Annotated in this window: 15 protein-coding genes; 11 read left to right on the plus strand and 4 right to left on the minus strand. The window is 65.6% G+C overall.

From position 1 onward, the window contains the following. Positions 1–245 precede the first annotated feature (245 nt). The gene (locus HUO13_RS28275) at positions 246–1019 is read left to right on the plus strand and encodes a formylglycine-generating enzyme family protein (protein ID WP_249124134.1); all 774 of its coding nucleotides are present in this window, start codon (positions 246–248) and stop codon (positions 1017–1019) included. A 300-nt stretch (positions 1020–1319) separates the two neighbouring features. On the opposite strand, the gene HUO13_RS28280 is transcribed toward HUO13_RS28275, so the two are convergent. Beyond that, on the minus strand, positions 1320–2402 hold the full coding sequence (locus tag HUO13_RS28280; RefSeq protein ID WP_211898035.1) for a LacI family DNA-binding transcriptional regulator: 1083 nt from the start codon (positions 2400–2402) through the stop codon (positions 1320–1322). 37 nt (positions 2403–2439) lie between these two features. Here HUO13_RS28280 and HUO13_RS28285 point away from each other — a divergent pair, with 37 nt between their 5' ends. The 7 genes from HUO13_RS28285 (at position 2440) to HUO13_RS28315 (ending at position 9359) form a co-directional block, all read left to right on the plus strand. Next, on the plus strand, positions 2440–3402 hold the full coding sequence (locus HUO13_RS28285) for a TIM barrel protein (protein WP_249124135.1): 963 nt from the start codon (positions 2440–2442) through the stop codon (positions 3400–3402). Next, entirely contained in the window at positions 3399–4421 is a 1023-nt protein-coding gene (locus tag HUO13_RS28290) for a Gfo/Idh/MocA family oxidoreductase (protein WP_211898036.1), read from the plus strand. The genes HUO13_RS28285 and HUO13_RS28290 overlap by 4 nt, the downstream gene beginning before the upstream one ends. Before the next feature lie 152 nt (positions 4422–4573). Then, positions 4574–5989 carry a sugar porter family MFS transporter gene (locus tag HUO13_RS28295; RefSeq protein WP_211898037.1) on the plus strand — a complete coding sequence of 472 codons (1416 nt, stop codon included), beginning with the start codon at positions 4574–4576 and terminating at the stop codon, positions 5987–5989. A 43-nt stretch (positions 5990–6032) separates the two neighbouring features. Next, positions 6033–6485 carry a universal stress protein gene (locus tag HUO13_RS28300; RefSeq protein ID WP_211898038.1) on the plus strand — a complete coding sequence of 151 codons (453 nt, stop codon included), beginning with the start codon at positions 6033–6035 and terminating at the stop codon, positions 6483–6485. Between the two features lie 94 nt (positions 6486–6579). Next, the gene (locus HUO13_RS28305) at positions 6580–7008 is read left to right on the plus strand and encodes a winged helix-turn-helix domain-containing protein (RefSeq protein WP_211898039.1); all 429 of its coding nucleotides are present in this window, start codon (positions 6580–6582) and stop codon (positions 7006–7008) included. Then, positions 6987–7592 carry a transposase gene (locus tag HUO13_RS28310; protein ID WP_249124136.1) on the plus strand — a complete coding sequence of 202 codons (606 nt, stop codon included), beginning with the start codon at positions 6987–6989 and terminating at the stop codon, positions 7590–7592. Before HUO13_RS28305 ends, HUO13_RS28310 begins: the two co-directional genes overlap by 22 nt. A 387-nt stretch (positions 7593–7979) precedes the next feature. Next, the gene (locus tag HUO13_RS28315) at positions 7980–9359 is read left to right on the plus strand and encodes a hypothetical protein (RefSeq protein WP_211898040.1); all 1380 of its coding nucleotides are present in this window, start codon (positions 7980–7982) and stop codon (positions 9357–9359) included. Between the two features lie 113 nt (positions 9360–9472). Here the strand turns inward: HUO13_RS28315 and HUO13_RS28320 are convergent, their stop codons facing one another. Together HUO13_RS28320 and HUO13_RS28325 are read right to left on the minus strand one after the other, a co-directional pair. Then, complete coding sequence (locus HUO13_RS28320) at positions 9473–10312, minus strand: hypothetical protein (RefSeq protein ID WP_211898041.1); 840 nt, start codon at positions 10310–10312, stop codon at positions 9473–9475. Continuing rightward, a complete protein-coding gene (locus HUO13_RS28325; protein WP_211898042.1) occupies positions 10309–14847 on the minus strand; it encodes an AAA domain-containing protein in 4539 nt (1512 codons plus the stop codon). The genes HUO13_RS28320 and HUO13_RS28325 overlap by 4 nt, the downstream gene beginning before the upstream one ends. Before the next feature lie 400 nt (positions 14848–15247). Here HUO13_RS28325 and HUO13_RS28330 point away from each other — a divergent pair, with 400 nt between their 5' ends. Then, on the plus strand, positions 15248–15703 hold the full coding sequence (locus tag HUO13_RS28330) for an Arm DNA-binding domain-containing protein (protein ID WP_211898043.1): 456 nt from the start codon (positions 15248–15250) through the stop codon (positions 15701–15703). Then, the gene (locus HUO13_RS28335; RefSeq protein WP_211898044.1) at positions 15700–16455 is read left to right on the plus strand and encodes a tyrosine-type recombinase/integrase; all 756 of its coding nucleotides are present in this window, start codon (positions 15700–15702) and stop codon (positions 16453–16455) included. Before HUO13_RS28330 ends, HUO13_RS28335 begins: the two co-directional genes overlap by 4 nt. Before the next feature lie 488 nt (positions 16456–16943). On the opposite strand, the gene HUO13_RS28340 is transcribed toward HUO13_RS28335, so the two are convergent. Then, on the minus strand, positions 16944–17387 hold the full coding sequence (locus HUO13_RS28340; protein WP_211898045.1) for an Lrp/AsnC family transcriptional regulator: 444 nt from the start codon (positions 17385–17387) through the stop codon (positions 16944–16946). Positions 17388–17540: 153 nt separating this feature from the next. Between HUO13_RS28340 and HUO13_RS28345 the strand changes: the two genes are divergently transcribed. Beyond that, complete coding sequence (locus HUO13_RS28345) at positions 17541–18725, plus strand: trans-sulfuration enzyme family protein (RefSeq protein ID WP_211898046.1); 1185 nt, start codon at positions 17541–17543, stop codon at positions 18723–18725. The last annotated feature ends 64 nt before the right edge of the window (positions 18726–18789 follow it).

The following is an 18789-nucleotide window of genomic DNA, read 5'->3' on the forward strand; positions in this document are numbered from 1 at the left end:
GTCCAGCCGACCGCTCGCCGCCGTGGTGGTCGACGAGGCGGAAGTGGTGTCGCTGGACATCTCCCGACCTCTGCCCGGTGGGTACGATCGAAAACAACAGGCGTGAACGCTTTCCAAAGTGGAGGTACATGGTGGCCGGTTGCTGCCCGCCCGCGCGAGCAGGCGCCGCCGGGTCTCGTCCGACGAGGCCCGGGCGCGGGCACGACCCGGCGCCCCTCGTCACGCTCCCCGGCGGCACCTTCCGCATGGGCACCGACGATCCGGACGGGTTCCCCGAAGACCGCGAGGGACCGGTGCGCCCGGTCACCGTCGCGCCGTTCGCAATCGACGCGCACGCCGTGTCCAACGCCCGCTTCGCCCGTTTCGTCGACGCCACCGGCTACCACACCGACGCCGAACGCTTCGGCTGGAGCTACGTGTTCGCGAAGTTCCTGCCGGGCCGGCTGCGGCGTGACTCGCCACGGCCGCAGGGCGCACCGTGGTGGTGCGGTGTGCAGGGCGCGTACTGGCGCTGCCCGGAAGGGCCGGGGAGCGATATCGAGAGCCGCTGGGACCACCCCGTCGTGCACGTCTCGTGGCACGACGCCGCCGCCTACTGCACCTGGGCCGAGCGCCGTCTGCCCACCGAGGCCGAATGGGAGTACGCGGCGCGCGGCGGGCTCGACCAGGCCCGCTACCCATGGGGTGACGAACTGACCCCGGACGGCGAACACCGGTGCAACATCTGGCAGGGCCGCTTCCCCACTCACAACAGCGAGGACGACGGCTACGCCGGCACCGCGCCCGTCCACGCCTTCCCGCCCAACGAGTTCGGGCTGCACAACGTCTCCGGCAACGTGTGGGAGTGGTGCGCCGACTGGTTCGACCCAGGCGAGCACAACCGATCCATGCGCGGCGGCTCCTACCTCTGCCACGACTCCTACTGCAACCGCTATCGCGTCGCCGCCCGAACCGCCAACACCCCGGACAGCTCCAGCGGCAACACCGGATTCCGCACCGTCGTCAGCGTGGAACGGTGAAAGCACACCCCAGGCAACCGCATACCAAACTCCCCGCCGTCACCTGCTTCCGCCATTACCTCCGGCAACCACGTCCTGGCAAACGGCCTGGTCGTCCCCACCATGGCCGGCGGGCTCGCGGCCGCGCCGGAACTGGCACGCCAGGCGCCCCACTGCGGTCCTGACCTACAACGACCTGCTCACAATCGGCCTCATCCGCGGGTTCACCCATGCCGGGCGGCGGCACGTACCGGATGTTGATCACTCAAAAAGCGACAGAGCCGTTCATCGAACACTCCCGCTTTGCACCCGTGCCGCAGGTCAGGGTGCAGCGACGGATTTCCTGTTGCGAAACTCCGTGTCGAGCACGTGGACGACCGGTGGGCTGTCATCGCCTCGGATGCGCTGGAGGAGGGTCCGGGTGGCGAGTGCTCCGATGTCGTACGCCGGCTGGGAGATCGCGGTCAGCGGTGGTTGAACGACGTTGGACCAGTCGGCGTCGTCGAAGGCGACGACGGAGAGGTCCTCGGGGATGCGCAGCCCTGAGTCGTAAATGGCTTCCACGGTTCCCAGCGCGGGGATGCTGCCGGCCGCGAAGATCGCAGTCGGTGGTTCGTCCAGCGCGAGGAGTTGGTGCGCTTCGGCCTTGGCGGCTTCGCGGTGAAAATCGCCGCAGCGCAGATACCGTGAGTCGGCGGGGACGTTGCGTTCGGCCAGGGCGGCTCGATAACCGTCGATGCGTTCCAGGGTGGTGGCCGCGAGTGCCACCTCAGACGTGCCGGGGCTCGGGCTCGGGGATTCTTCCCTCGTGTCGGGACGACCGCCTCCGGCGACGAGCGCGATTCTCGTGTGCCCGGCGTCGAGCAGGTGGTGGATGGCTCGGCGGGTCGCTTCGCGGTTGTCGACGACCACGGCGTCGAGGCCGAGCCCTCGCGGGTGGCGGTCCATGAGCACCACGGGCGTTCCCTGCTCCTTGGCGGCAATCAGGTGCTCGGCGCGGGCGGTCGGCGCGGGGGTGAGCAAGATGCCTTCGAGCTGATTTGCCTGGAACACCTGAACGGCTCGCCGCTCCAATTCGGGGTCTTCGTCGGTGTTGGCCACCAGGACTTCGAGCCCTTCGGCGCGAGCGACGTCGGTGATGCCGCGGGTGAGCCGGGCGTAGAAGGGGTCGTCGATGTTGGCGATGGCCACGCCCAGCGACTGGGTGCGCCCGATGCTCATGTTGCGGGCCAGGACGTTGGGCTGGTAGCCGAGCTCACGAGCAGCAGCGGTGACCTGTTCGTGGACCCGCTGGCTGACCTGCCCGTAGCCGCCGAGCGCGCGGGCGGCCGTGGCACGCGAGACGCCGGCGGCGCGGGCGACGTCTCCAATGGTGACTGCTGCGCGGCGAGATGCCCGGGCCATCAGAGCTCACTCCTCCATTTGTCCTTACGTATTGACTATGCCGCCGGCGTCGTGGGACTGTATCCCCCGTCACGGACTGAGACCGGTCTCAGTGATGTGGGTCGCATGCTACATCCGCCGTCGGTGGCCACCTGTGCCGCCACCTGATTTGCTCAACAGGGGAGATCTGCCCGTGTTCGACCTTGCCGTGTGCGCCGAAATGGTGTTCCGCGATCGACCGTTCGAGGAGCGCGTGCGCCGGATTCACGATCTGGGTTTCCAAGTGGAGATCTGGAACTCCACGGTCCACGACGTCGATGTCCTGGCCCGGACGGGAGCCAGGTTCTCCTCGATGACCGGATACGTCCACGGGCGGCTGTCCGACGAGGACGGCGCCACCGAACTGCTCCGCACCGCGGAAGAGTTGCTACCCGTCGCGGAAAAGCTCGACTGCCCCCGGCTGAACCTGCATGGCACCGAACTCGGCGAAGGTGGCCTGCCGGTACGTCCGGAACACGAGGTCACCGGCGCGATGTGGCTGACCGCCTGCCGCACGCTGTCCCGGATCGCCAAGCTGGGAGAACGCGCCGGCGTGACGTTCTGCCTGGAAAACCTCAACACCGCCGTAGACCACCCGGGGGTCCCGTTCGCGCGGGCGGCGGACACCCTGGCGCTGGTCGAGGCCGTGGACAGCCCCGGGTTGCGCATGATGCTGGACCTCTACCACGCCCAGATCGGCGAGGGAAACCTCATCGAGCTGCTGCGGCGCGCGGGCTCACTCATCGGCGAAGTCCAGGTCGCCGACGTGCCGGGCCGGTGTGAACCCGGCACGGGTGAGATCAACTACCCGGCGATCGCCGCTGCCCTGGCCGACATGGGCTACCGGGGAACTGTGGGACTGGAGGGCTTTGCTTCCGGCGACAGCGAACTCGCTCTTCAGCGCTTCCGGGACGCCTTCTCCCGTCCGGCCCCGGGTACCTCGGCCGCCGCTCACCTGCTCTTGGAAGGACAAACATCATGACGACCACCGCCCCTGTTGTCTTCGGGCTCATCGGCGCCGGAGCCATTGGCGCCTTTCACGCCGAGAGCCTCGCCCGCCGCATTCCCGAGGCCCGGTTGGCCGCCGTCGCCGATCCCCGCCCGGAAGCCGCGCAGCAACTGGCCGCCAGCTTGGATGTTCCGCGGCCCACCAGCGACCCCTCCGATCTGTTCGCCGATCCGGACATCGAAGCAGTGGTGATCACCACGCCGCCTCAGTTCCACACCGACCTCATCGAGACCGCGGCCGCAGCGGGCAAGGCCGTGTTCTGCGAGAAGCCGATGGCGCTGAGCCTCGCTGACGCCGACCGGGCGATCACTGCTACCGCCAAAGCCGGGGTGGCTTTGCAGATCGGCTTCAACCGCCGGTACGACAGGGGATTTCGTGCGGGCCACGATCTTGTCACCTCGGGCGGAATCGGCCGGCCGCAGCTGCTGCGGTCGCTGACCCGTGACCCGGAGCTGAGCGACCCGGCCAGGGTGCCGGCGTGGGGGATCTTCTTGGAGACCCTGATCCACGACTTCGACACCCTCAACTGGCTCAACCTCGGCACCCGCGCCACGGAGGTGTACGCCACGGCTGATGCGCTGGTGCGTCCGGATTGGAAGGAGCGCGGCCTGCTGGACACCGCCCTGGTGCACGTCCGGTACGACAACGGAGCCATGGCCACGGCCGAGGCCAGCTTCCAGGCTCTCTACGGCTACGACGTCCGCGGCGAGGTATTCGGTTCCGAAGGCATGGCCACCATGGGCGACATCCGGCCCAGCACCATGACCGCATACGGCGCACACGGCGTGCGAAGCGACAGCGTGCGGCGCAACGTCGACCTCTTCCACGACGCCTACACCGCGCAGTTGACGGAGTTCGCCCGGTGCGTGCGCAACGAAACGCCACCCCAGACGACCGGCGAAGACGCCCGCTCCGCCCTCGCCATCGCGCTCGCCGCGATCGAATCCGTCCGAACAGGACAGACAGTACGCATCGACAGCATCGAGCAGTAGCAGAAGACGCACGCCACAGCTTCTCCTGGTTATTCGCCAACGACATAATCCCGCGTTGTCGAGGCGATCGCTCCGGACTGCCTCGACATTCGAGCCTGGAGCATTCGCGACGGCCGAATCCACTGCTGAGCGCTCAATGAGGAGCAACAGTCATGGCCAACACCACCTCGTCCGCACCACACACATTACCTCCAGACACGCGAGGGCCCCATTCGCGACGCCTCGGCTTGGTCGCCGTCGTCGTGACCTTCGGCGGCCTGCTGTTCGGCTACGACACCGGCGTCGTCAACGGTGCCCTCGACCCTCTCACCGCCGACCTCGGCCTGACCCCGCTCACCGAGGGAATCGTCGTCAGCAACCTCGTCTTCGGCGCCGCCTTCGGAGCCATGACCGGCGGGGTCCTATCCGACCGGTACGGCCGCCGCCACAACATCCTGCTGCTGTCCATTGTGTTCATGCTCGGAACGGTAGGCTGCGTGCTCGCACCGAGCTGGCAGATTCTCGCTCTGTTCCGGTTCGTACTCGGCCTCGCCGTGGGCGGTGCCTCGGCGACCGTGCCGGTCTACCTCGCCGAAATCGCGCCGGCCGAACGTCGCGGCGGCATCGTCACCCGCAACGAGCTGATGATCGTGGTGGGCCAGTTCTCCGCGTTCGTCGTCAACGCGATCATCTTCAGCATCTGGGGCGAGACCACCGGGATCTGGCGGGCCATGCTCCTGGTCGCCCTCCTGCCGGCGATCGTGCTGTTCCTCGGCATGCTGCGATTGCCCGAGAGCCCGCGCTGGCTGGTCGCCCAGGGCCGCGAGGACGAGGCCCTCGCGGTCCTGTCCCAGATCCGCACCACCGAGCGCGCCCGCGCCGAGATGGCCGAGGTCCACCGACTCGCCGAGGAAGAGCGGGCCGCCAAGACCGCCGGCGCGGTGGACCTCGGAGTGCGCTGGGTCCGCCTGCTCATCCTCATCGGGGCCGGCCTGGGCATCTGCCAGCAGTTCACCGGCATCAACTCCATCATGTACTACGGCACGCAGCTGCTCGGCGACGCCGGATTCTCGAGCAACTCCGCCATCATCGCCAACACCCTCAACGGCGCCTTCAGCGTCATCGGCGTGTCCGTGGGCCTGTCTGTGATCAACAAGATCAAGCGACGCACCATGCTGCTCGGCGGGTTCACTCTGACCACGACGTTCCACCTGCTCGTCGGGCTCTCGGCGATGTTGCTACCCGAAGGCAGCACGAAGGCCTGGTTCATCCTCGTTTTCGTCGTGCTCTTCGTGTTTTCCATGCAGGCCACAATCGGCCCGCTGGTGTGGCTCATCCTCTCCGAGATGTTCCCCCTGAGAATCCGCAGCCTGGCCATCGGCATCAGCATCTTCGTGCTCTGGGTCGCCAACGCTCTGGTGGCTCTCGGCTTCCCGCCCGTCGTCAAGGCCCTAGGGATCTCGAACACCTTCCTCGCCTTCGCCGCCTTCGGCGTGCTGGCCATCGCGTTCATCGCAACCTGCGTCCCGGAGACCAAGGACCGCTCACTCGAAGAGCTCGAGGATGACTTCCGCGCCCACTACGCCTAACCAGACCTGCCCCGGGAGAAAGGGCCTGCACACCATGAGCGTCATGACCGCCATCGCCGAGGGCAGCGAGGGAGACCACGCGCTGGCCGCGGGAATCACCGAGACCCGGCTGCTGGGCACCGACCTCGTCCTGGTCAACCTGCGCCTGCAGCCGCTGGACGACTCGAGCTTGCCTGACGACCTCGAGATCACGATCGTCGAGCGCAACGGTCCCAGCGACCGCGACCCGGTCGACGCCGTCCTGGCCGAAATCGACGCCCGATCCAACATCCACCGGCTCATCATCGGCATGCGCCGACGATCGCCAGTGGGCAAAGCCCTGCTGGGCAGTATCAGCCAGCGACTGCTCGGCGCTTCTGACGGAACCCCCCGGTACTGCGTCGATGCGGCTGGTGGACGTGGTTCACCCGACACCGGGTCCGGCCGGGGCGGAAGTTCAGTCATGACTGCTACAGAGGTTGAACTGTCAGGATTTGATCACGGCGTGTCGGGCTGACGGCGGCTGATGGATGCGGTATCTGGTTCGAGTGCGGTATCCCGATGGTGGTGGGCTGACGGCTGAGGGTCGTGCCCGGCGTGAGGCGGTTCGGTTGCAGGCGGCGGAGTTGTTCGCCCAGGACGTACCGGTGCCGGAGATCGCCAAGCGATTACGGGTCTCGCACAACGCCGTGTACACGTGGCGGAGGCGGTGGTGCTCGGACGGCGAAGCGGGGTTGGTTTCCAAAGGCCCGTCGGGTACTGAATGTCGGCTCACGCCAGAGCAGCAGGACCAGTTGGCCGCCGCACTGCGGGAAGGCCCGGCCGCCCACGGCTATGTGGAGGACCAGCGGTGGACGCTGACAAGGGTCGCGGATCTCATCGGCCGGCTCTTTCGTGTCCGCTACACCCTGCGTGGGGTCTCGTTGTTGTTGCACCGCATGGGATTCAGCCCGCAGATGCCCGCGCATCGGCCGATCGAACGCGACGAAGACAAGATCGCCACATGGCGTGAGGAGGTGTGGCAGCAGGCAAAAGACTAGCGGCCGAGCGTGGGGCGTGGATCTGCTTCGAGGACGAGGCAGGCCATACGCTACGGCCGCCGAAGGCACGGACTTGGGCGCTACGCGGACACACCCCGGTCATTCCGGTGTCGGGTAAGAGATCTGGCCGCATCTCGGTCGCCGGGCTGTTCTGCGCGCGACCCGGCCAGCGCACACGCCTGTTGTACCGGATCAAGATCCACCGCCCCCGCAAGGGCGAACGCCGCAGCTTCGCCGAGACCGACTACGCCGCCCTGCTCGATGCCGCCCACCAGTACTTGAAGGCCCCGATCGTGCTGGTCTGGGACAACCTCAACACCCACCGCAGCGCCGCGATGCGCAAGCTGGTCGCAGGCCGCGACTGGCTGCACGTCATCCCACTCCCGGCCTACGCCCCCGATCTCAACCCGACCGAGGGCGTGTGGTCCCACGTCAAGCGCAGCCTGGGCAACCTCGCCGCCGCCAGCGTGGACCACCTCGCCGCCATCGTGCGCAACCGCCTCAAACGCATCCAGTACCGACCCGACCTGCTGACCGGCTTCCTCGCCCAAACCGGCCTCACCCTCGACCCAGAGCCACCATAATCCTGATCATTCAATCTCTGTACTGGCGAAAGGCTTTCCTGGGCTCCGAGTTCGCGCGGTCGTTGCGCCGTGACCGAATGAGCCGCCCCCCCGGGTGGATTACCGCCGACGCAGCTGGTAGGCCCGCGCCCCATGCCAACCTCTACTGTTGGCCCGGATGTGACCCAACAAAGACCAGAAGACGGGCGTACCTTGTGCGGTGGTTCGTCATATAGCCGCCCGAATGGAGCAGGCGCCGACCAGTCGCACTCGACCAAGCGATCATCTAGCCAGCTACTGACCATCTTGCGCCTTGCAGGCTGAAGAACCACCGATAGGCGTACAGACAGTCGCTTCGAAACGTGGTGGGTTTGAAAGGTCTATGTCCAGAGGGATACAGGAGGTTAGGTGGACGTCGCCACCGTGTTGAAACAGCTCGAAGAACCGGCGGCAGTTACCTTCCAGTCAACATCAAACCTTGTCGGGCATGTGCGGCGGGCAGCGAAGAAGATCGACACCGAACGAGTCAAAGCGGGGAAGTCACCATACGAACGCAAACTCCACCTCGCTCCGGTACCCGAGGTTGAGAAGCTCCGCGGTATGTCCATTTCCCCATGGGAGCTACTGCACATGCTCGCCCGCGCCACCACGCTCGCAGGCCACGGTTCGTCTCGAGCGCTCGCCCAGCACTGGAACAGCCTTCGTTACGTCACCGCCTTGCAGGCGAATCACCAACGGCGGATGGAGCTGTCCGCCGACGGCAAGAACCCGCGTTACCACCGCAAAGCCGTCCAAGCTCAAGACCTCGGGATCGCGTTCGGGCTCGCCACCGCGCACTACATCCTGCGGCACCGCCATCCTGACTACCGGTTTGACATCGTCGATGCCGAGCTGGCGCTCGAGGCTGGATGGGCTTTGCAGGGCGCGGGGAGCACTGCGCGCGAGCGCACCCGATTGCGGCCGAACTACTTCCTTGTCGGGAGAAAGCTCGGGGCACCACTCCGGATCGCTTCTGTCGACTGCAAAGGGTCGCACGGCAAAGTCGAAGCTCAGCACGATCAGTTGGCCAAATCGGCTGCACTTGTGGAAACAGTCGTGCTCGGCGACGTCGATGGCGGTGTCACACCGTTACCCAGCCTGCTGCTGGCAACCGCAGTAGCGGCCAAGGGCGGCATCGAAACACGTCTCCTCGACCCTGACGGCGGCGGGATACTCGCAGTGCCCGGAAAGTCGGCACCTGACCTCACCGGTCCAGCCGACGAGCTCAACCTCCTCCCGCTCATCCACTTCACCAACTCCGATGGCCGGCAGAGCGCTCGTCCCGGGTTCTCCATCCCGGCCGAACGCACGGAGTGGCTCTCACGAATTCTCGCGCGGACCGCCGCCGCAGGCTTGCTCACCTTCGCCGGCGACCGTGACGCCGCCCGCAGCCTGTTGACCAAACGGCAGCAGCACAGACTCGGGTCGAGCCATTCCCACGCCAGTTCAGGAATGCGTTTTGATACCGGGATCACACTGGGCGGGATGTCCTTGGTCGGCACCGACCACGTGTTCAGGCTAAATGGGCGACGGGTGGAAGTATTTTCCGGGCTCGTCGAGCACATGCACCGGCACCTGGCAAAGCATGAGCTTAACGAGCACGAGGCCGCGCTACCCAACACAGTGGCGACTTGGAAACGAAAGAAGGCAGCCATCGCCAAGGACTGGGATGGCCTCGTCCATATGGATTCTGCCGGAGCAGTACTCGCTATCAGGGCGCAAGACACCAATCACCAGCAGCTCTACTGAGCGGGTGCCGTAGCGGCGTCTGCATAACACCAGCTGAGGGTGGTCCGGAGACGTCCGGACCACCCTCAGCAGATAGACACAAGCATGGAGCATGTTCCAACTTCTCGCAGCGATTAGATTGTCTTCTTAAGTGCGGCGAGGTCGTTCAGGGTCGCGACAACAACGTTCCAAGCTATGCGAACGGTGCCTTCCTTCGGCGAGTATCCCTGCGTGAGCTGCTTCTTCGGGTGGACGAGGTTGCGATGGCTGCGCAGCACGTGGGCGTAGTCGACGACGTCCTGAGGGAGCCAGCCTCTGTCCTTGGCAAGGTTGATCAGGCTCTCCAGGTGGTCGTTCGGGGGCCGACCGCCAGTGTGCTGGCTAAGTGCCACGTCGTAGAGCACACCTTCTAGAAGGCTGCCGAGCATGACGATGGCGGCGGTCGATGCGCCGTTCTTCCAGCAGATCTGTGCTTCGTCGAGACGGGATTTGAGCTGCTCACCGAACGCCTCATCACTGACGACGTCTGCAAGGTTTGCCGTGAGCTGGACGGGCGCCTTCATGGCCGGCCGGTTCATGGTGGGCGTTTGGGTGGTCAGGTCAGGTCGTCCGGCCCGGTAGACGACCTGGTATCCCTCCACAGCCAGCAGCTCGTTGAGTTCCTGAACGACGATCACTCGTGTTTCGTCATCGTCGAGGTACTCACGGCGGTCGGCTAGACGCAGCAGTACACCGCGGAGGGCGTCCGAGTCACGGCGGCGCCTATGCAACATCTCCAGAACCGACCGATGGCGACCGCCCTCGAATTCGCCTACCCGGCGCCAACCAGCAGCCTGGAAGAACCGTGTCAGCTCGTAGGCGCTGCGGTAGTAGGGCGTGCTGTCATCGCCGCAGATCAACGAAGCCAGTCGTTCGAGTACGTTGTCGTCGAGTTCGACCTTGATGTCGTCATCTGCGTGATCAGAACTAGTCACAGGTGGTTGTTCCCCTCGTCCGGTTCTGTGGCGGTGTCGTCGTTCGGCAGGTCGACCGGTGCCCAGTCGTGTGCTGCTTGGGTGGCGATGACGTCGTGGGGGTGGATATCGCGTTCCTCGAGGCGCTGCCACAGTGGCGCGAGCTCTCGGGCGGGGTCGAACTCGAACTCGCTCTCCCGGATGCGGAGCACGTCCCAACGCATGCGTCGCAGCTCTCGGTCGCGCCGAGCATCGGAGATCTGTTGTGCTGTGCTGGTGTGCCAGAGGTGGCCGTCGCATTCGATCGCGAGTCGTCCGCCGCGACCAACGACGACCAGGTCGAGGCGACGGGTGCCCACAGGGTATTGCGGGACGACGAAGTAGCCGCGCTTCTTGATTTCGCGGAAGACCCTCTGTTCGAAGAGGGAGTCGAACAGTTCCGACCGGGTGGTGTCGCTGACCTCGTCCAAGCCTGGTGAGGTGCCGATTACCGAAGGCGGGGCAAGCATGTAGCTCATCAGAGAAGCACGCAAGTCGTCGGGTTTGAGGTCGGCAATGCGAACTGAGGTGAACAGCCACATCTGATCTTTGGCGCGGCTGGCCGCGACGTTGTAGGCCTGCTGCCATAGCGGAGCGCGCTGCGCGCGCGGCGGTTCGGCCACGACCATCGACAGGAAGATGACGTCACGCTCGTCGCCCTGAAAGGTGGCGGGTGTGCCGACGCGGATCTTGCGCTTTTGGCGGTCCTCGGCGGAGATGGTGGCGTTGATCTCGTGCTCCAGCAGTTTCACCTGCCCTGTGCCCTGGAGCACGACGATGCCGAACGTCTTGTCCTGGTAGCGAGGGTCGGTGAGGCATTCCGCGAGCGTGGCGACGATGCGTTTCGCCTCAGTCGGGTTACGCCGCCGAGTGTCGCGGCCTTCGGTGTATCCGCCCTCGACCTCAACAACGACGAGCGGCTCCAGGTCAGTCCCCTTGCGTTCACGCAGGGGAATCAGCCCGGGTCGGTCTTCTTCTCCGTAGAACTGGGTCGATGACCAGTTGATGATCTCCGGCATGCACCGGAAGTGTTCGCGTAGGCGGACGACGGCGTCCTTGCCGGACCGGGCGGAGAGCAGTCCGTACAGGTGGGACTTCGAGGTGAAGTTGAGCCGAATCTCACTGTCGACCTCACTGAGGTGCTCGTTCAGCTTCTCGAACTGCGGCTCGAGCTTGCCCAGCCTGCTCCCGCCCGGCGTGCATTGCTTGTCGTCGCCCACCACGATGACCCTGGGAGCCATCCAGAGCAGGAACAAGTTCTCGAGGCCTACCTGGCTGGCCTCGTCAACAATGACGACGTCGAAAGAATCCCGGACTGCGGCGATGTTCTCGAGCAGGTTCGGCAGCGGTACCACCCAAGCTGGCACGGCATCTTTTGCCTTCTCCATGGCTTGCCGGGCCGCTTTGCGGAATTCGCGGACCTTGGACCCCCCACCGGCGCCGACATGGCTCATGTGTTCGCGGTAGCTGCGCAACGCGCGAGCATGGGTGTCGGTCATGCGCTCCAGACACGCTTGCAGCGCCTGCACCCCGGCCAGTTGCTCTGTGACCCGCTTGATCTCGTCCTCGACCTGGTCAAACTCTGCAACGAGCCGACGTTCATCGTCGGCATTGCGGGTGGCCAAGATGTACTGCTCGGCCTTCGACCATGCCCAAGCTCCGGCCAGGTCGCCCAGCCGGGCTTCCCAGGCCGGATCGGCTGCAGTCGTCTCGAGCAGTTCGAACAGAGTGGGATGAATTTTGTGCAGTGTCCGCGCGAGCTGTCCGCGGCGTTGCTCCTGGTCGCGTTCAAACCGCACGAGGTCGAGGGCATCGATGCCCCTGCGATAGGCCTCCAGGTCCCGTTGCGCGACAGCTTTCACAAGCAGTCCAACCTCCGGGCAGGCGTTCTCCGCCGAGGCCCACGTGGCGACCTTGTCCTGCAAGGCGGCGACCTGATGACGGGCCTCTTCGAGCGAGACATGTTTGAGAGCAGCTGGCACGGCATCGAGGGTGCGGACGAAGGATTCGACTGTGGACAAGTCGGTTGAAAAACGCGCGCGAAGCAGCGTGTCGTTCACGGCGGAGTGAATCTGGACGAGTTCGTTGATGTAGCCGAGCAGCCGCCCGTTGTCGGTGAGCTCGGACAGGGTTCGGGAGAGGCGCTGCGTTGAGATGTTCACGTCGGCCTCGGCCCAAAGCTCGACGAGTTGGACTGCGGCGACCTCAGCCTCGAGTCGTTCGAGGGCCGCGTCAAGCTGGTCGAGCTGAACCGGCGGGCGGCCGTCGACCGTGACGACGGACAAGAACTCCTCGGCGGCCTTCTGAGCCGCGGACTTGGCGAACTTACGGATCTTTCCGCCAGCCGCGAGATAGTCGCGCAGCTGCTTGCCCGCGTTGAGCAGACCACGTGTCCTGCCGATGCCGTAGTCCTGCACGAAGGGCAGTTCCACGGCGAAGCGAAGGTCTTGCCTTTGAGTCTGCTGCTGAAGCCGATCGGCCTCGTCTCGAACATGGAGCAGCCGTTGCCACAGTCCGCGATGTCGATCCGCCAAGTGGTCGCCGACCGCGATGGTCACCCAGCTTTGCTCAGGTGGACTGATGTAATCCTCACCAAAGCCGAGCTTGCGCAGGCGTGTCCGCGCTTGGTCACCCAGCCCCCGTAGCTGGAGCAGGAGGTCGCTTCCAAGCGCGGCGAGTCGTTGGGTGAGTTGGCTGGTGTCCGCGTGAGCGGTCTGCCGAGCCTGCTCCTCGGAAGTAATGATGTCGGCCAGCTTCCCGACGTCCGGAAGATCGTTACGGCCTGGGATCCGCTGTTGCTGCCGGACACGGCGGTCAGCGCGATCGGTCCTGGTGAGCTGCAGCAACTCCAGCAGGTCCGCGGTCGACAGAGGTGGCCGGTCCGGACACTGCGGCTCGACTGCTGGCATCCAGCGGTAAAGGGCAGCCTTGGCCTGAACTTGGCGGACGATATCGGTGAGGGTTCCGGTATAAATATCGGTACTGTATCCGGGTGCGACAGGGCCGTGCGCTCGGTACTCGACCTCACGCAGCCGCCGGATTTGGTCGTTGAGTTGGGCACTGCGGGACCTCAGAGCATGCCGCTCCTCGGCGAGCTGAGCGGCACGACTGGGCAGCGTGGAGGTTGAGGGCGAGGAGATCGCAGCGGAGAGCGCGTCGAGACCACGCTCGAGTTCTTTGGCCGCGTCCTTACTACCGCCTGCCAGCAACACGCACAGGCTGCGCAGCTCCAGTGGTATTTTCTCACGGAGCACCTTGAGCGCTTGGTCTTTCTGACTGGTGACCAACACGCGCATGCCGCGCGCGAGCAGAGCGCTGACGAGGTTGGCGATAGTGTGGGTCTTTCCAGTGCCCGGAGGCCCCTGGACCACGACGCCGGTCTCACGTTTCAGCAGGTCGATGACACGTCCCTGCTCCTCGTTCGTGGGCAACGGAAACAACGGAGCGTCCCCGAGGACATCGCCCGGTGCAGCGCGTTGTTCGGTCAGCCATCGATCTCTTGTGTCTGCCTCGGTGTCAGTGACCAGCTGAGCAAGCGCGACCGGAACCGCGGCATCCGGTTCTCGCAACTGTGCAGCGATCCGACGGTAGGTTTCAGCCAGCAGCTCACGACTGCGCGGTCGCAGCATCAGTGCAGGGGACGCGGTCAGTTCGGGTATCGTCGGGAGCTCCTCCGCGGCATCGCCACCATGAGCCTCTGACGTGAATTCACCGACGATGCTGAGACCTAGCCACTCCTCGACCTCAGTCAATAGCCCTCCATCCAGCAGTGCAACATCGCTGTCGAGGATGGCCTGGCGTACGGTACGGCCACGGTCAGGCAGGTACGTTTCCTGGTCGCTGAATAGCTCCCGGTCTTCGAAGCGTCGCTTGCCGCCAATGAATGACACGGTCACTTCGGCGGTGTCGCGGTTGAGGCGAGGACGGACGGGCTCGGTAACGAGGTGACGGCGGAGCTTCTCACCGTCAGGTGCGTGCCAGCACACCAGTCCGACAGCCAGCACGAACTCGTACTCATCGTCCTGCTGTTCCAGTGTCTTCGCTGCCTGTTCAAGAGATTCGTAGAGAACGCGGCGCCCCTGCGATCGGCTCTGCTCCCGCCTCCACTGCCGCCATTCAGCGAGCCACCGGTCGAACGCATGCAGCACGTCGGCTGGAGGCGTGTTCGGCTGGTCACCTACGCCCCCAGGAGTGGCAACATCAAGCAGGCGCGGTTCTTCGCCGGCCGATCCACGCGGATCAGCTGAGTCGATCCACCCGGCGAGCAAGGCAGGCGGGCGGGGCTCGAGGATGGTCTTTGGCGGGCGAACCCGCAGAAGGACGTCATCCCCAGCACGGGGGGTGAACCGAACGCCATCTGGGAGCTCGCCAAGCCAAATCAAGGGGTCCGGGGCACCGGTTTCATCGGCCAGGATGTCACGGACAGGGTCGCGCTCGGCTGCATCGGTGACTTCGGCAAGGAAGTCCATAAGCCTGATGGTCTGGTCCAGCACACTACGGTCGCTGGGAGCGGCCATGATCACCTTCCTGGGAACTGTGAGCAACAGGCCAGGATGCCGATCGACTCCACAGGCTGCAATCAACGAACCGCGGTAACACCTATTCGGAGCAGCAGATTATCCGGCGACGCGACGTCGATTAACTCACGACAGCGATCTCCTCACTTGGCAAATGCCAGCCTCCCGCGCCGAGTGGGCGACCTGGGCGTCCGTTAGATCGCTGGTCCTCGCGGGACGGTCACCGAGGCACTGCGCGTGACAGAGACTGCAATGCAGCCGCTGACATAGCGACAAGTGGCGGGCCGCTGACCTGCGATGATGGCGCCGGTGGTCGCGGTGTGGTCGCATCCCGCCCAGGATAGGCACGCAGGCCTTTGACCTGCGCAAACACTCTCCACTGCCCAAGAAGATGTTCCCGATGCGCTCGAACCCGAACCGCGGCCGTATCTACCGGCGCAGTGGCTGCCGCAACGAACAGGGACAGCAGCTCGGACCGCACTGCCCCAAGCTCGCCGCCGGCAAACACGGGACGTGGGCATTCGCCGTCGACCTGCCCTCGATCACCGGCCGCCGGCGCACGATGCGCCGCAGCGGCTTCGACACCAAGACCCAAGCTCAGACCGAGCTCAATCACATCCTCGCGTGCGAACGTACCGGCATCGTCATCGACGACCGCCAGACCCTCGTCGACTACCTCACCGACTCGCTCGCCACCAAAGCACTGACACTGAACCGACCACCATCGCCCACTACACCGACTACCTCACCAAAGACCTCATCCCCGCCCTCGGCGGCATCCGACTCGAAAAACCCAGCCACCAGCACGTCGCACAGTTCGTCCGCGCGCAGCTCGACGCCGGCCGCGGCCCGGTGACCCTGCGCCGCTGCGTCGCCACCCTGTCCAGCGCGCTCAACGACGCCGTCCGCCAACGCCGCCTCACCCACAACGCAGCCAGGTACACCGCCATCCCGCGACCCCCTCAGCCACAACGCGTCTGCTGGACACCCACTGAAGCAGTCACCTTCCTGAAGTACTACGCCGACATCAACGATCCGCTGACCGAGCTGTTCGAAGTCCTCATCGGCACCGGAATGCGCAAAGGAGAAGCACTCGCCCTGCACTGGGCAGACGTGCACCTCGACGACCGCGTCCTGTTCGTCCGACAGACACTGTCCAATGTGAACAACACGACCCCGGTGTTCACCACACCCAAAACCAAATCTAGCCTCGACTGGATCGGGCTCTCATCACGGGTCGTCAACGCCTTACAACGACAGGCCACACGCCAGCACGCGCAACGACTGGCGGCTGGCACGCCACGCAACCGACATGGCCTCGTCTTCTGCCGCAACGATGGTCAGCCGCTACGACCGGAGTACGTGCTGCACCACTTCCACAAGCTCACCGACGCAGCCGGAGTACCCCGCTTCCGGGTCCACGACCTCCGACACCTCGCCGCCACCCTCATGATCGCCAGCAACGTTCCACTCGGAGTCGTCTCCAAGACCATGCGGCACTCAACACTCTCGGTCACCGTCAACATCTACGGCCACCTCGCCCGCCACACCGCCCACCAAGCCGTCGACGCCATGGCCAACACCCTCAACGCCGCCCAAGCAGCCTGAAAACGATCACCGCTGAAAAGGATCACGCGGCATGCGACCACATTGCGACCACAACAGACCAAAAACGAAACCAGCGGGTCTACCTAATCAGTAAACCCGCTGGTCACAGCCGTCGGGACGGCAAGATTCGAACCCACGACCCCTTGACCCCCAGATCAAGCGAGGGTCAACGGCATGCTCAAGCTCATTCTTCGAGGTCGGTCACCAGTGTACTCAGCGGAGTAAAGGAGTCGATCAGTGGCTCACCTCCACCGGCGCCGCACCCTCCTCCTACCGGGTCTCCCAGGGCACGAGACTGGGACGGGCCGCAAGCATCGAGATCGCCGACACGGACGGCACCGTCTGGGTCAGCGGCGCCGCCACCGTCTGCATCCGCGGCACCATCACTCTCTGACCGCCCCACCGCCCGCGCTCCCGCAGTAGTTGCCGGAGCGCGGACAGCTACGCGGCGATCCATGCGCCGAACCACCGGCGTCGGGGCTGGACCATCATGTGGTGTCGGCGGAGAGCGTCTTCATGCTGACGTAGCTGGTCACCGTGGCCACGCCGGGCAGCGTGGCCAACTGGTTGGCGTGGAAGTCCTCATAGGCGGGCAGGTCGGCCACCTCGACCTGGAGCAGATAGTCGAAGTTGCCGGTGATGTGGTGGCAGGCGACCACCTCGGGCAGCCGGGTGACCCCGCGCTCGAACGCGACCACGTCCGCGCGGGTGTGCCGCGTCAGCCGGACACCCGCGAACACCCGCAGACCGCGGCCGACCGCGGCGGGATCGATCAGCGCCCGGTAGCCGCGGATGACCCCGGCTTCCTCCAGCTGACGCACGCGCCGCAGGCAGGGTGACGGTGACAGCCCGACCCGGGCGGCGAGCTCGCTGTTGCTGATGCGGCCGTGCTGCTCGAGCACAGCCAGAATCGACCGGTCCACCTCATCCATGTAGGCATATTATTGCTCCCTGGGCTTCACTACCACAATCATGCTCCTGTCCTGAGCGCAATTTGCTGCCAAAGTTGCTGAGATCCGGGCACATCGGAGCGCCGGTCGGCCACGCTTCATGGAGTCACACCGACGGTCCACGGAAGGGCAGCCATGGCGGGCAAGAGCACTATCTCCGTTCATGCCGATCGCGAAGTCCATCCCAGCGGTGCCGTGGCACCGCCCATCTATCAGACGGCGGCGTTCTCGGCCGAGGACGCGGAGACGTTCGCGCGGGTAGCCGTCGACCCGCGCGGCAAGGACTTCTACACCCGCTTCGGCAACCCGAATCACGCACAGGTCGCCACCGTCGTCGCCGAACTGGAGAACACCGAGGCGGCTATGGTCACCGCGTCCGGGATGGCCGCGCTCACCACGGCCGTGCTGGCTCTGGTGTCCGCCGGCGATCACGTCATCGGGCAGAGGTCCACCTACGGCGGTACGGCGTCGGTGCTGCTGAACCTGCTGCCGCGTCTTGGGGTGTCGACCACCCTGGTGGATCAGACCGACCCGGAGGCGTTCGCGAAGGCGTTGACTCCGCAGACCCGCCTGATTCTGGTGGAATCACCGAGCAATCCGCTACTGCAGATCACCGACCTGCGCTCCGTCGTAGAGCTGGCCCGTGCGCACGACGTGTTGACCATGGCGGACAACACGTTCGCCACGCCGCTCAACCAGCGACCGGCGGACTTCGGCATCGATCTGGTCTGGCACAGCGCGACCAAGTACCTCAACGGCCATTCGGACGTCTCCGCCGGAGCGCTGGCCGGACCGGCCGAGCTCCTGAACAAGATCTGGGACGTCGGCCTGCTCACCGGTGCCACGCTGGGCCCGATCGACGCGTGGTTGCTGCTGCGCGGCATGCGCACGCTGCCGCTGCGGGTGCCGCGGCACAACGCCAATGGCCTGGCGCTCGCCGAGGCGTTGAACGAGCATCCAGCGGTGGCGAAGGTGCACTACCCCGGTCTCGCGACCCACCCGCAGCACAAGCTGGCCGCCGACCAGATGAGCGGTTTCGGCGGGGTGCTCGGCATCGAGTTCGCCGGTGGTTTCGAGCCGGCCGACGCCTTCCTCGGCCGGCTGCGCTACCCCCGCCGGTCGGCCAGCCTCGGCGGTGTGGAGTCGCTGGCTGTGCATCCGGCGTCCATGTGGCGCGGGATGCTCAGCGAGGACCAGATCGCCGAGGCGGTTCCACTGGGCCTGGTCCGGCTGGCCGCGGGCACCGAGGACACGGACGACCTGGTCACCGACGCGCTCGCCGCGGCCGACGCGGTGCTCACCGACGCGGCGACCACCTGAGCGGCCGTGTGCGCTGGAGCGGCGACGCCGTTGCACGCCTGCCGAGACAACGCCGACACCCGCG

The sequence above is a fragment of the Saccharopolyspora erythraea genome, from assembly GCF_018141105.1.
GTDB lineage: Bacteria > Actinomycetota > Actinomycetes > Mycobacteriales > Pseudonocardiaceae > Saccharopolyspora_D > Saccharopolyspora_D erythraea_A.

What these genes read in the sequence shown, in the direction of transcription:
- HUO13_RS28275 (WP_249124134.1), top strand. Translation starts at nt 246, where the DNA reads ATGGGCACCGACGATCCGGACGGGTTCCCCGAAGACCGCGAGGGACCG.
- HUO13_RS28280 (WP_211898035.1), bottom strand. Translation starts at nt 2,402, where the DNA reads ATGGCCCGGGCATCTCGCCGCGCAGCAGTCACCATTGGAGACGTCGCC.
- HUO13_RS28285 (WP_249124135.1), top strand. Translation starts at nt 2,440, where the DNA reads ATGCCGCCGGCGTCGTGGGACTGTATCCCCCGTCACGGACTGAGACCG.
- HUO13_RS28290 (WP_211898036.1), top strand. Translation starts at nt 3,399, where the DNA reads ATGACGACCACCGCCCCTGTTGTCTTCGGGCTCATCGGCGCCGGAGCC.
- HUO13_RS28295 (WP_211898037.1), top strand. Translation starts at nt 4,574, where the DNA reads ATGGCCAACACCACCTCGTCCGCACCACACACATTACCTCCAGACACG.
- HUO13_RS28300 (WP_211898038.1), top strand. Translation starts at nt 6,033, where the DNA reads ATGACCGCCATCGCCGAGGGCAGCGAGGGAGACCACGCGCTGGCCGCG.
- HUO13_RS28325 (WP_211898042.1), bottom strand. Translation starts at nt 14,847, where the DNA reads ATGGCCGCTCCCAGCGACCGTAGTGTGCTGGACCAGACCATCAGGCTT.
- HUO13_RS28330 (WP_211898043.1), top strand. Translation starts at nt 15,248, where the DNA reads ATGCGCTCGAACCCGAACCGCGGCCGTATCTACCGGCGCAGTGGCTGC.
- HUO13_RS28340 (WP_211898045.1), bottom strand. Translation starts at nt 17,387, where the DNA reads ATGGATGAGGTGGACCGGTCGATTCTGGCTGTGCTCGAGCAGCACGGC.
- HUO13_RS28345 (WP_211898046.1), top strand. Translation starts at nt 17,541, where the DNA reads ATGGCGGGCAAGAGCACTATCTCCGTTCATGCCGATCGCGAAGTCCAT.